Annotated in this window: 11 protein-coding genes; 9 read left to right on the top strand and 2 right to left on the bottom strand. The window is 61.6% G+C overall.

What is annotated here, in order from left to right:
• The first annotated feature begins 265 nt into the window (after positions 1-265).
• The 6 genes from adk (at position 266) to PMI25_RS19800 (ending at position 4,727) form a co-directional block, all read left to right on the top strand.
• The gene (gene adk, locus PMI25_RS19825) at positions 266-913 is read left to right on the top strand and encodes an adenylate kinase (RefSeq protein WP_003222067.1); all 648 of its coding nucleotides are present in this window, start codon (positions 266-268) and stop codon (positions 911-913) included.
• A 93-nt stretch (positions 914-1,006) separates the two neighbouring features.
• The gene (gene tsaB / locus PMI25_RS19820; protein WP_007964222.1) at positions 1,007-1,681 is read left to right on the top strand and encodes a tRNA (adenosine(37)-N6)-threonylcarbamoyltransferase complex dimerization subunit type 1 TsaB; all 675 of its coding nucleotides are present in this window, start codon (positions 1,007-1,009) and stop codon (positions 1,679-1,681) included.
• A gap of 313 nt (positions 1,682-1,994) precedes the next feature.
• Positions 1,995-2,303 carry a hypothetical protein gene (locus tag PMI25_RS19815; protein WP_003222071.1) on the top strand — a complete coding sequence of 103 codons (309 nt, stop codon included), beginning with the start codon at positions 1,995-1,997 and terminating at the stop codon, positions 2,301-2,303.
• The gene (locus PMI25_RS19810; RefSeq protein ID WP_007964224.1) at positions 2,303-3,163 is read left to right on the top strand and encodes a DUF72 domain-containing protein; all 861 of its coding nucleotides are present in this window, start codon (positions 2,303-2,305) and stop codon (positions 3,161-3,163) included. Before PMI25_RS19815 ends, PMI25_RS19810 begins: the two co-directional genes overlap by 1 nt.
• A 32-nt stretch (positions 3,164-3,195) precedes the next feature.
• Entirely contained in the window at positions 3,196-4,032 is an 837-nt protein-coding gene (locus tag PMI25_RS19805; RefSeq protein WP_007964226.1) for an isocitrate lyase/PEP mutase family protein, read from the top strand.
• A 2-nt stretch (positions 4,033-4,034) separates the two neighbouring features.
• Entirely contained in the window at positions 4,035-4,727 is a 693-nt protein-coding gene (locus PMI25_RS19800; protein ID WP_007964228.1) for an extensin-like domain-containing protein, read from the top strand.
• A gap of 4 nt (positions 4,728-4,731) precedes the next feature.
• On the opposite strand, the gene PMI25_RS19795 is transcribed toward PMI25_RS19800, so the two are convergent.
• A complete protein-coding gene (locus tag PMI25_RS19795; RefSeq protein WP_045122152.1) occupies positions 4,732-5,352 on the bottom strand; it encodes a hypothetical protein in 621 nt (206 codons plus the stop codon).
• Between the two features lie 93 nt (positions 5,353-5,445).
• Between PMI25_RS19795 and PMI25_RS19790 the strand changes: the two genes are divergently transcribed.
• Positions 5,446-6,228: a class I SAM-dependent methyltransferase gene (locus tag PMI25_RS19790; RefSeq protein ID WP_007964232.1), complete on the top strand. Its 783-nt coding sequence runs from the start codon at positions 5,446-5,448 to the stop codon at positions 6,226-6,228.
• A gap of 109 nt (positions 6,229-6,337) precedes the next feature.
• Here the strand turns inward: PMI25_RS19790 and PMI25_RS19785 are convergent, their stop codons facing one another.
• Positions 6,338-6,973 carry a TetR/AcrR family transcriptional regulator gene (locus tag PMI25_RS19785; RefSeq protein ID WP_007964234.1) on the bottom strand — a complete coding sequence of 212 codons (636 nt, stop codon included), beginning with the start codon at positions 6,971-6,973 and terminating at the stop codon, positions 6,338-6,340.
• A 94-nt stretch (positions 6,974-7,067) separates the two neighbouring features.
• On the opposite strand from PMI25_RS19785, the gene PMI25_RS19780 reads away from it, so the two are divergent.
• Together PMI25_RS19780 and PMI25_RS19775 are read left to right on the top strand one after the other, a co-directional pair.
• On the top strand, positions 7,068-8,168 hold the full coding sequence (locus PMI25_RS19780) for an efflux RND transporter periplasmic adaptor subunit (protein WP_007964236.1): 1,101 nt from the start codon (positions 7,068-7,070) through the stop codon (positions 8,166-8,168).
• 6 nt (positions 8,169-8,174) lie between these two features.
• Complete coding sequence (locus PMI25_RS19775; protein WP_007964238.1) at positions 8,175-11,243, top strand: efflux RND transporter permease subunit; 3,069 nt, start codon at positions 8,175-8,177, stop codon at positions 11,241-11,243.
• Positions 11,244-11,939 lie beyond the last annotated feature (696 nt).

Genomic DNA, 11,939 nt, shown 5'->3' with positions numbered 1-11,939 from the left:
CCGGTGCACAGGCCGGGTGCCGCTTTGTACACAGAGAGAAAGTGCGGTCAGGCGACAGTTAGTGATGGGGTTGCGACTTGGGTTACCGCGTCGCGAGGTCGCGGCGGGCGCCGGTTTCTCCGACTTTTGGCGTCTTGTGTGGGCGCAGCCTGCTGTGTATCTTGATCAGCCTTTGGCCGTTTGTGCGGCCACGACCCGTTTTTTAAGATTGGCCCAAAGAGGCGAATCCCGTTGTTTTCTATATAAAAAATTGAGGAGCACATCGATGCGCGTCATTCTGCTGGGAGCTCCCGGGGCCGGTAAAGGTACTCAGGCTAAGTTCATCACCGAGAAATTCGGCATTCCGCAAATCTCCACCGGCGACATGCTGCGTGCAGCGGTCAAGGCTGGCACTCCGCTGGGCGTTCAAGCCAAGAGCATCATGGATGCCGGCGGCCTGGTGTCGGATGACCTGATCATCGCGCTGGTGCAGGATCGCATCGCTCAACCAGACTGCGCCAACGGCTTTCTGTTCGACGGTTTCCCGCGCACCATTCCACAGGCCGAAGCGCTGGTAACTGCCGGTGTCGAGCTGGACGCCGTGGTCGAGATCGCTGTTGAAGACGAAGAAATCGTTCAGCGTATCGCCGGTCGTCGCGTTCACGAGGCCAGCGGCCGCGTTTACCACATCGTCTACAACCCGCCGAAAGTGGCTGGCAAAGACGACGTTACCGGCGACGATCTGGTGCAGCGCAAAGACGACACCGAAGAAACCGTGCGTCATCGCCTGTCGGTCTACCATTCGCAGACCAAGCCGCTGGTGGACTTCTACCAGAAGCTCTCCGCTGCCAACGGCAAGCCGAAGTACAGCCACATCCCGGGCGTTGGTTCGGTTGAAGCGATCACTGCCAAGGTGCTCGAAGCGCTGAGCTGAAAAAGCTGATCGGCTGCATCATCCACGGCCCGCTTGCGGGCCGTAGTTGTTTATACTGACGCACTTTTTCCACCACCTGTTTTGGATACATCGATGAGCACCTTGCTGGCCCTGGACACCGCGACCGAAGCTTGCTCCGTTGCCTTGCTGCATGACGGCAAGGTCACGAGCCATTACGAGGTGATCCCGCGTCTGCACGCGCAGAAACTGCTGCCGATGATCCAGCAACTGCTGGCCGATGCCGGCACCACGCTGCAGGCGGTGGACGCCATTGCCTTCGGTCGCGGGCCGGGTGCGTTCACCGGTGTGCGGATTGCCATCGGTGTGGTGCAGGGCCTGGCGTTTGCGCTGGATCGCCCGGTGCTGCCGGTGTCGAACCTGGCGGTGCTGGCGCAACGTGCGTATCGCGAACACGGCGTCAGCCAGGTTGCGGCGGCCATCGATGCGCGGATGGATGAAGTGTATTGGGGCTGCTACCGCCAGACTGCCGGCGAAATGCGTCTGGTCGGCGTCGAGGCGGTACTGCCGCCGGAAGACGCGGCATTGCCGGCCGATGCCAGCGGTGAGTGGTTCGGTGCCGGTACCGGTTGGGGTTATGGCGAGCGGATTGCGGTCAACCTCACTGGCTCCGACGCCGGCATGCTGCCCCACGCCGAAGACCTGCTGACCCTGGCGCGGTTTGCCTGGGAGCGTGGCGAGTCGATCCCGGCAGACGACGCGCAACCGGTTTACCTGCGCGACAAAGTCGCCACCCCCAAGGCTCGCTGATCATTCAAAGCGGCGGGGGCTATTGTGGCGAGGGAGCTTGCTCCCGCTCGGCTGCGGAGCAGTCGCAAAACTTGCGACCGCGATTTATCTGATAATCCAGTGGGGGCCGCTTCGCAGCCCAGCGGGAGCAAGCTCCCTCGCCACGAAAGCACTCACGCAGAATTCAGTGGCTTATTCCAAATTCTGCCAATCGTCAGTTTCCAACCCCGCGCTTTAAACCTTTTGCGCTTTATGTGTTCTAGTTATCACTCGGCAGTTTGCTAAGTCGGTCAAGTGCCGCTAAATTGCCATCATCGATACCGAGCATGAAATTATGCGTATAGACGGCCTTTCCTCTCAGTCCTACCCCATCAAGCGCAAGCCTCGCAAAGGTAATGTGGCGCTGGATGAATCCGTCGACGATATCGACGGCGAGCTGGAATTTCCGACTGAAGAGCAATTGGCCGCCCGCGCTGCCAAAGCCTCCGCACAACGCCTGGCCAATCTGCCCGCCCGTCAGCAAGACATGATTTATCACCGCGCCATGAGCAAAAGCGTAGCGATGGCCCTCGCCAGCTACCTGAGCACCGCCGGTTTTGTCGATTGGGATGCGGACGTGCTGGGCCTCGACCTGTACATCTGATGGATCTGCCTTACTACCTCGGTTGTCCGTCCTGGAGTGAAAACGCCTGGCGCGAATATCTGTACCCCGAAGACGCCAAGACCTCCGACTTCCTCGGTCTCTACTCCCAAGTGTTCAATGCCGTCGAAGGCAACACGACCTTCTACGCCAGCCCCTCGCCGGCCACCGTGCAGCGTTGGGCCGAGACCATGCCCGAACACTTTCGCTTCACCGCCAAGTTTCCCGGCGACATCAGCCACAGCGGTGACCTGCGCGATCAACTGACCGCTGCCGAAACCTTCGTAAAACTTCTCGAGCCGCTCGGTGAACGTGTCTCGCCGCTGTGGCTGCAACTGTCGAAAAGCTTCACCCCGCATCGATTGCCGGAGCTGACCGCGTTCATCGACGCGCTGGACCGACCGCTGGCGGTGGAAGTGCGCCACGAACAGTTCTTCGCCAAGGGCGAGAGCGAGCGTCTGCTCAATCGCCTGCTGCTGGAGCGTGGTGTGGAGCGCATCTGCCTCGATCCACGGGCGCTGTTCAGTTGCCTGTCGACCGAGTCTTCGGTGATCCACGCACAATCGAAAAAGCCCCGGGTGCCAACCCGTCCGGCGGCGTTTACCCAGTTCCCGCAGGTGCGCTTCATTGGCCACCCGCAGCTGGAAGCCAATGATCCGTTCCTCGTGCCGTGGGTGGCGAAAATCGCCGAGTGGATCGAAGAGGGCCGCACGCCGTACATCTTCCTGCACACCGCCGACAACGTCATGGCGGCGAAGCTGGCGCAACGTTTTCACGCACAATTGATGCAACGTTTGCCTGGCCTGCCATCCTTGCCTGAGCTATACAGAGAACCCGCCGCCGAGCAACTTGGCCTGCTCTGAGGCGGATTTTTTTCCTGCCCAGGAGCCTGCCGATGGACGCCCACGCCCGTACAGAACAACTGCGCAAAGCCCAAGCCTTCAAAGCCCTGCATGAGCGTGCGGGGATTTTCGTGATTCCCAATCCATGGGATGCAGGCTCGGCGAAGATGCTCGCCAGTCTGGGCTATCAGGCGCTGGCGACCACCAGTGCCGGTTATGCATTTTCTCAGGGTAAGGCCGACGGTGCCTTGAGTCTCGATGAGACTCTGGACAACGTCCGGGCGATTGTCGCGGCCACCGATCTGCCGGTGTCGGTGGATCTGGAAAACGGTTTCGCCGATGACCCGGCCGAGTGCGCCAAAAGCTTGCTGCGTGCCGCCGAGGCCGGCGCGGTCGGCGGTTCGATCGAAGACGCCACGGGCCGTGCCGACCTACCGATCTACTGCTTCGAACACGCCGTGGCGCGCATCGAAGCCGCTGTCGCTGCGGTGCGCACGCTGCCATTTCCCTTTACCCTGACCGCCCGCGCGGAAAACTACCTGCACGGCAATCCCGATATCCACGACACCATTCGCCGCTTGCAGGCCTTCGCCGAGGCGGGCGCCGACGTGTTGTATGCGCCGGGTTTGCGCAATGCCGAAGAAGTGCTGGCGGTGGTGCGCGCGGTAGCGCCGAAACCGGTCAACGTGCTGATGTCCGGCGGTTTGAAACTGACGGTGCAGCAGCTCGAAGAGATGGGGGTGCGGCGCATCAGTACCGGTTCGGCCCTGGCGCTGGCGGCGTACGGCGAGTTTTACCGCGCGGCTGAAGAAATCCGGCAGCGCGGCAACTTCGGTTTCACGTCGCAATCGATGCCGTACGCCAAGGCCAATCAGTTTTTCAAAGGCTGAGCATGGGTCGCTGGATTGCGCTGTCGCTACTGTTGATGATTGCGGGCGCCGTGATCGGCGTCTGGCGCGGCTGGCTCGATGTCCCGGCCGAGTGGAACCCGTGGGCGCCGCTGGACGTGAAGGCCGCGCCCAACTGGCTGACCGGTTTCAAACTGATGCGCCTGCGCGGCAATCCCGAGTTATGCGGGCAAGTCCTGAGCAGCTCGGGTCTGCGCGTCACAGCGCAAGCCGACAGCCCCGACGCCAAGTGCCCGCTGATCGGCGCCGTGCGCGTGCAGGGCGGTGAGGTGGCGCTGAGCAGCAGCTTCCTCGCCAGTTGTCCGCTGGCGGTGGCTTACGCGATGTTTGAGCGGCATACCCTGCAACCCGCCACGCAGTCTGTTTACGGGCAGAGGGTGGTGCGGCTTGATCACCTCGGCAGCTTTGCCTGTCGCAATGTCTATAACCGCGAGAGCGGGGCGCTCAGTCGGCATGCCAGTGCCGATGCGCTGGATATCAGCGGATTTCGTCTGGCGGACGGGCGCAGCATCAGCGTGCTCAAGGACTGGCCGAAACAGAATCAGGATGCGCAGTTTCTGCGTCAGGTGCGCGATGGCGCCTGTGAGGCGTTCAGTGTGGTGTTGAGTCCGGATTACAACGCCGCCCACCGCAATCACTTTCATGTCGATGTCGGGCGCTGGAGCGTGTGTCGCTGAGGGATCAGGCGGCGAGGCGCAGATTCTGCAGCACGATCGGGCGTGCCCAGCCGTTGTCGAAGTCCAGCGCTTTCTGCTGCTCGACGATTTCTTCCGGCGGGAACGGCGGATAAGGTTTTTGCAGCAGGTCGAGGTCGAATTCGGCAATAGGCAGGTACAGCGGCTTCTTCTGCGGCGCCGGGCCAGGCTCCGGCACAGGCTGACCGTTGTTGATCACGATCGGCCGGACCCAGCTGCTGTCGAAGTCCTGCTGCTCTTGCTGAGCCTTGAGTTCTTCTGGCGGGAACGGCGGGAACGGCTTGTCCAGCAGATCGGTTTCGAACTCGGCGATCGGCAGGAACAGCGGCTCCGGCGGACGCACTTCGGTGTCGACCACGTCGCACTGACGCTGCTCGACGATGTGCGCGTGCAGCTCGCTGCCCAGGGTCGGTTCTTCCGGGCTGTTCAGGTCAACCGGTGGAAAGGTGCCACAGGCCGGCACCACATCACTCGTCTGTTCGGCCATCGCCTGGGCAAAGAAATCCTGCCACAGGTGACTGACGCCGCCCAATGCTTGAGTGTTATGACGGCTGAAGTCGCCCTTGGGCGAAATGTAGCCAATCGATGTGGGAAGAATGCCTGACATTTTTTTCGGTTGACGCTCAGCTCTGGCAAAATGCGCGTTGATTGGTTTATCGGCCACTTTTTGCCGATCCTTAACTTTTTTGAGCGTGTTTTCATGATTGAGCAACCCGCGGCCTGCCGCATCCATGTCCAGGCCCTCGGCCCGACGTTTGAAGCGCAAGCCGAGCAATGGGCCGAGCGTCTGGACCTGCCGCTGCAGGTGGACGACGGCGAGTTCGCCTTGCAGGTCGGCGAGCAGGGTCTGCAGCTGCAGCAGCTCGGTCCGGATGCACCGGGGCCGGTGCGGGTGGACTTCGTCGAGGGTGGCGCGGCGCACCGGCGTCTGTACGGCGGCGGCAGCGGGCAGATGATCGCCAAGGCGGTCGGCATCGCTCAAGGCGTGCGCCCGCGAGTGCTGGACGCCACGGCGGGGCTGGGCAAGGACGCGTTCGTGCTGGCCAGTCTGGGTTGCGAGATGAGCCTGATCGAGCGCCAGCCGCTGATCGGGGCGCTGCTGGAGGATGGTCTGGCGCGGGCGGCGGAAGACTTCGACGTGGCGCCGATTGTCGCGCGGATGAAGCTGCTCAAGGGCAACTCCATCGAAGTCATGCGCAACTGGGAAGGCGAGCCACCGCAGGTGATCTACCTCGACCCGATGTTCCCGCACCGCGAGAAAACCGCGTTGGTGAAGAAGGAAATGCGCCTGTTCCGGCCGCTGGTCGGGGATGATCCGGATGCGCCGGCATTGCTGGAGGCGGCGCTGGCATTGGCGACGCACCGGGTGGTGGTCAAGCGCCCACGCAAGGCGCCGTGCATCGAGGGGCCGAAGCCGAGTCATGCGCTGGATGGCAAATCCAGTCGATATGACATCTACCCGAAGAAAGCGCTAAAACCCTAAGACCGAGTTGCGCCCATTCATTCGCGAGCAAGCTCGCTCCCACATTTGAAATGCAATCCAATGTGGGAGCGAGCTTGCTCGCGAAGGCGTCCGCAAAAACACCGCTGAATCAGGGCCGATACGCCCGCATGAACAACCCCACCACCTCCTGCACATGACTCTCTGAGGCCTCTTCGCTCAGCGGCTCGCCACAGCAATACAGCAAACGAAAATTCCCCGCGCCCTTGAGCAGGCAGAAGAAATGCTCGGCCGCATTGCGCGGCAGGTCGATGCTCAGCGCGCCGGTCTCGTCGATGCGTTTCAGCAGCCGCTCCATGCCTTGCACCATGCGCTCGGGGCCGGCCTCGAAGAAAATCTGTGACAGCTTCGGATCCTGGGTGCCCAGCGCCATCATCAGGCGGTGCAGATTCACCGACTCGTCGCTGTTGATCAGTTGATGAAAGCCTCGGGCAATGTTCAGCAACACATTTTCCACGGGGATCCCGGCGGGCAGTTCGAAGAACAGCGGCGGTAACTGCTCCTCGCATTTGGCCATCACCGCGGAGGAGAACAGCGTCTCCTTGTCGTTGAAGTGGCTGTAAACCGTCAGTTTCGACACGCCAGCCTCGGCGGCGACCGCGTCCATGCTGGTGTTGGCGTAGCCGTGACTCAGAAACAGGGTTTTCGCCGCATCGAGGATCGCCCGGCGCTTGGCCGGATCCTTCGGACGGCCCGGGCCGTTTGGAGCTGAAAGATTGTTCGACATTCTTCGCTTTTAATACTGGACTGGTGAGTTTGCTATTAATACCATACCGGCCAGTATAAATATTCCAAGCACCATTAGCGAAAGGTCCGTCACCATGTTCCGCCATGCGTTGTCGTTTGCCGTGCCAGTCAGCCTGGCTGTTTTATTGTCCGCGTGCGGTCAGGAAGAGGCGACGCAAGTCAGCGTTCGACCGGCCATGGTGGTGCAGCCAGAGCCTTCGGCGCAGGCGATGGAAAGTTATCCGGGCGAAGTTCGTGCCCGTTACGAGCCCGATCTGGCGTTCCGCATTGGCGGCAAAGTCAGCCGACGACTGGTCGAGGAAGGCCAGCGCGTGAAGGCTGATCAACCATTGGCCGAACTCGATCCGCAGGATGTGCGCCTGCAACTGGAAGCCACCCGCGCACAGGTCGCCGCCGCCGAAGCCAATCTCAATCTGGTGCGCGCCGAGCGTGACCGCTACAAGACGCTGATGGAGCGGCAGATGGTTAGCCGTTCGGCCTACGACAACGCGGAAAACCTCTACCGCTCCGGCGAGGCGCGCCTCAAGCAGATCAAGGCCGAATTCAACGTCTCGACCAACCAGGCCAGTTACGCCGTGTTGCGCGCGCCTCAGGACGGCGTGGTGGCCAAGCGTTCGGTGGAAGTCGGGCAGGTAGTCGCCGCCGGGCAAACCGTGTTCACCCTCGCCACCGATGGCGAGCGTGAAGTGTCGATCAGCCTGCCGGAGCAGAGCTTCGGGCGGTTCAAGGTCGGCCAGCCAGTCACCGTTGAACTGTGGACCCAGCAGAACCAGCGCTTCGCCGGGCAGATTCGTGAGCTATCGCCGGCAGCCGACCCGAAATCCCGCACCTTCGCCGCGCGCATCTCGTTCACCAGCGGCAAAGTCCCGGCTGAGCTCGGGCAGAGCGCCCGGGTGTTCGTGCAATCGGCGGATGCCGTGCCGCTGTCGGTACCGCTCTCGGCGCTGACCGCAGAAAACGGCGCGACCTACGTCTGGGTCGTCAACGCCAACAACACCTTGAAAAAGACTCCGGTGCGCGTCGGCCCGTTTGGCGAGAAAAGCGTGCCGGTGCTCGAAGGCTTGAATGCCAGCGACTGGGTAGTCGCCGCCGGGGTTCACGTATTGCTCGAAGGTCAGCAGGTGCGGCCTGTGGATCGCTCCAACCGAGTGGTCAATCTGGCGGACAAGGAGTAAGTCCCGATGCGCTTCAACCTTTCTGAATGGGCGCTGCGTAATCGCCAGATCGTACTGTTCCTGATGCTTTTGCTGGCCATCGTCGGCGCGTTGTCCTACACCAAGCTCGGCCAGAGCGAAGACCCGCCGTTCACCTTCAAGGCCATGGTCATTCAGACCCGCTGGCCGGGGGCGACCGCGCAGGAAGTCTCGCGCCAGGTTACCGAACGCATCGAAAAGAAACTGATGGAAACCGGCGAGTACGAGCGCATCGTGTCGTTCTCCCGCCCGGGCGAATCGCAGGTGACCTTCATTGCCCGCGATTCGATGCATTCCAAGGAAATCCCTGACCTCTGGTATCAGGTGCGCAAGAAGGTCAGCGACATTCGCCAGACCTTGCCGCCGGATATTCAGGGGCCGTTCTTCAACGATGAATTCGGCACCACGTTCGGCAACATCTATGCGCTGACCGGTGACGGTTTCGACTACGCGGTGCTTAAGGATTACGCCGACCGCATCCAGATCCAGCTGCAACGGGTCAAGGATGTCGGCAAGGTCGATCTGCTCGGTTTGCAGGACGAGAAGATCTGGGTCGAACTGTCCAACGTCAAACTCGCCACTCTCGGTTTGCCGCTGGCGGCCGTGCAGCAAGCGCTGCAAGAGCAGAACGCGGTGTCCACCGCCGGCTTCTTCGAGACCGGTAGCGAGCGTGTGCAATTGCGGGTTTCGGGGAATTTTCAGACGGTCGAGGAGATCAAGAACTTCCCGATCCGGGTTGGTGACCGGACGTTCCGCATCTCCGATGTCGCCGATGTGCATCGCGGTTTCAACGACCCTCCGGCTCCACGCATGCGCTTCATGGGCGAAGACGCCATTGGCCTCGCTGTAGCGATGAAGGACGGCGGCGACATTCTGGTGCTGGGCAAGGCGCTGGAGGGCGAGTTCTCGCGCCTGCAGAAAAACCTCCCGGCCGGCATGCAACTGCGTAAGGTGTCTGACCAGCCGGCGGCGGTGAAAACCGGTGTCGGCGAGTTCGTCCAGGTGCTGGTCGAGGCGCTGGCGATCGTGTTGCTGGTGAGCTTCTTTTCCCTCGGCGTGCGCACCGGCATGGTGGTTGCGCTGACCATTCCGCTGGTGCTGGCGATGACCTTCGCTTGCATGTATTACCTTGGCATCGGTCTGCACAAGATCTCGCTCGGCGCGCTGGTGCTGGCGCTGGGCTTGCTGGTGGACGACGCGATCATCGCCGTGGAAATGATGGCGATCAAAATGGAACAGGGCTTCGACCGGATCAAGGCTGCGAGCTACGCCTGGACCAGCACCGCGTTCCCGATGCTCACCGGTACGTTGATCACCGCCGCCGGCTTCCTGCCGATTGCCACCGCGCAGTCCGGCACCGGTGAGTACACCCGTTCGATCTTTCAGGTGGTGACCATCGCCTTGCTCGCCTCATGGGTGGCGGCAGTGATGTTCGTGCCGTATCTGGGGGAAAAACTCCTGCCGGATCTGGCGAAAATTCATGCAGCCAAACACGGCACGGCTGACGGCCAGGCGGACCCCTATGGCACGCCGTTCTATCAACGGGTGCGACGTCTGGTGGAGTGGTGCGTGGCGCACCGCAAAACCGTGATCGTGCTGACGGTGGGGCTGTTCATCGCGTCGGTGATGCTGTTTCGTTTCGTCCCGCAGCAGTTCTTCCCGGCCTCCAATCGACTGGAGTTGATGGTCGATCTGAAACTGGCTGAAGGGGCGTCGCTGGCCAACACCACGGCCGAGGTCAAACGCCTGGAAGCGCTGCTCAAGGATCACGCCGGCATCGATAACTACGTAGCGTATGTCGGCACCGGCTCGCCGCGTTTCTACCTGCCGCTGGATCAACAACTGCCGGCGGCGAGCTTCGCCCAGTTTGTGGTATTGGCGAAAAACATCGAAGAGCGCGAGACCCTGCGCACCTGGTTGATCGAGACCCTTAACGAGCAATTCCCGACCCTGCGTTCGCGGGTCACGCGTCTGGAAAACGGTCCGCCGGTAGGCTATCCGGTGCAGTTCCGCGTCACCGGTGAGCACATCGAGGAAGTCCGTGCGCTGGCGCGCAAAGTGGCGGCCAAGGTTCGCGAGAACCCGCACGTGGTCAATGTGCATCTGGATTGGGAAGAACCGAGCAAAGTGGTGTACCTGAACATCGATCAGGACCGTGCCCGGGCGCTGGGTGTGAGCACGGCCAATCTGGCGAAATTCCTCCAGAGTTCGCTGACCGGCTCGAGTGTCAGCCAGTACCGCGAGGACAACGAGTTGATCGAGATTCTGCTGCGCGGCACGGTGCATGAGCGCACCGAGTTGTCGTTGCTGCCGAGTCTGGCGGTGCCGACCGATAACGGTCGCAGTGTGGCGCTGTCGCAGATTGCCACGCTGGAATACGGGTTTGAGGAGGGCATCATCTGGCACCGTAATCGTCTGCCAACCGTGACTGTGCGGGCGGACATTTACGGCAAGGAGCAGCCGGCCACGCTGGTCAAGCAGATCGAGCCGACGCTGGACCCGATCCGTGCCGAATTGCCTGACGGGTATCTGCTGGATGTTGGCGGTACGGTGGAGGATTCGGAGCGTGGGCAGAAGTCGGTGAATGCCGGGGTGCCGATGTTCATTGTGGTGGTGCTGACGTTGCTGATGGTGCAGTTGCGCAGTTTTTCGCGTACGGCAATGGTGTTTCTGACGGCGCCGCTGGGGTTGATCGGGGTGGTGTTGTTTCTGATGGTGTTCCGCCAGCCGTTCGGGTTTGTGGCGATGCTGGGGACGATCGCGCTGTCGGGGATGATCATGCGCAACTCGGTGATTCTGGTGGATCAGATCGAGCAGGATATTGCCTCTGGGCTCAAGCCTTGGCAGGCGATTATCGAGGCGACGGTGCGGCGGTTTCGGCCTATTGTCTTGACGGCTCTGGCGGCGGTGCTGGCGATGATTCCTTTGTCGCGCAGTGTGTTTTTCGGGCCGATGGCGGTGGCGATCATGGGGGGGTTGATTGTGGCTACGGCGTTGACGCTTTTGTTTTTGCCTGCTTTGTATGCGGCTTGGTTCCGGGTGCGTCGGGAGGGGTGAGGCTTTTTTGGACTTGGCGGCCTTTGGGCCGACCATGTTCCTGGGGTTTTGGGTGTATATCCGTTGCTTCGGGTGTTGCCACTGGCGGTTTCGCCCTTACGGCGACTCCCTTTGGCAAACGCCCCAAAGGAAGCAAAGGTCTTGGCCCCGGCGTACGGCCCTCGCTTAGGCTCGGGTTCCTTCGTTGCGGGGTTCATCCGGGGGCATCGCCTCCGGTTTGCTTCGCTGCACCTCCTCTCGATGTGTTTGGCTGCGCCAAACGGTCGCTGCGCTCCCACCCCCGGATAACCCCCTCCACTCAGCCTGCCGAAGGGGCCGGCACGGCAAGATCAAGAGCTTTCGGCGAGCTGACACTCGGCCATTTGAGTGGTGAAAAGCATGCGGTTTGTCTGGACTGCTTTGCTTTTCTGTGGGAGCTGGCTTGCCAGCGATGGCGGCCTGACAGCCGACCAGGCTCTAACTGACTCACCCAATCCCACCGTAGGAGTGAGCCTGCTCGCGATGGCGGCCTAGTAGCCGACCAATCTCCAACTGCCTGCACCCAATCCAAATGTGGGAGCTGGCTTGCCAGCGATGGCGGCCTGACAGCCGACCAATCTCCAACTGCCTGCACCCAATCCCACTGTAGGAGTGAGCCTGCTCGCGATGGCGGCCTATGAGCCGACCAATCTCCAACTGCCTGCACCCAATCCCACT

The organism is Pseudomonas sp. GM30 (assembly GCF_000282275.2).
Classification (GTDB): domain Bacteria; phylum Pseudomonadota; class Gammaproteobacteria; order Pseudomonadales; family Pseudomonadaceae; genus Aquipseudomonas.
The sequence above is the reverse complement of the archived record's forward strand: the minus strand, read 5'-3'. Positions and strand labels throughout refer to the sequence as shown.

Excerpts from the sequence above, each read along its gene's own strand:
- adk (WP_003222067.1), top strand. The coding sequence starts at position 266 with ATGCGCGTCATTCTGCTGGGAGCTCCCGGGGCCGGTAAAGGTACTCAG.
- tsaB (WP_007964222.1), top strand. The coding sequence starts at position 1,007 with ATGAGCACCTTGCTGGCCCTGGACACCGCGACCGAAGCTTGCTCCGTT.
- PMI25_RS19815 (WP_003222071.1), top strand. The coding sequence starts at position 1,995 with ATGCGTATAGACGGCCTTTCCTCTCAGTCCTACCCCATCAAGCGCAAG.
- PMI25_RS19810 (WP_007964224.1), top strand. The coding sequence starts at position 2,303 with ATGGATCTGCCTTACTACCTCGGTTGTCCGTCCTGGAGTGAAAACGCC.
- PMI25_RS19805 (WP_007964226.1), top strand. The coding sequence starts at position 3,196 with ATGGACGCCCACGCCCGTACAGAACAACTGCGCAAAGCCCAAGCCTTC.
- PMI25_RS19800 (WP_007964228.1), top strand. The coding sequence starts at position 4,035 with ATGGGTCGCTGGATTGCGCTGTCGCTACTGTTGATGATTGCGGGCGCC.
- PMI25_RS19795 (WP_045122152.1), bottom strand. The coding sequence starts at position 5,352 with ATGTCAGGCATTCTTCCCACATCGATTGGCTACATTTCGCCCAAGGGC.
- PMI25_RS19790 (WP_007964232.1), top strand. The coding sequence starts at position 5,446 with ATGATTGAGCAACCCGCGGCCTGCCGCATCCATGTCCAGGCCCTCGGC.
- PMI25_RS19785 (WP_007964234.1), bottom strand. The coding sequence starts at position 6,973 with ATGTCGAACAATCTTTCAGCTCCAAACGGCCCGGGCCGTCCGAAGGAT.
- PMI25_RS19780 (WP_007964236.1), top strand. The coding sequence starts at position 7,068 with ATGTTCCGCCATGCGTTGTCGTTTGCCGTGCCAGTCAGCCTGGCTGTT.
- PMI25_RS19775 (WP_007964238.1), top strand. The coding sequence starts at position 8,175 with ATGCGCTTCAACCTTTCTGAATGGGCGCTGCGTAATCGCCAGATCGTA.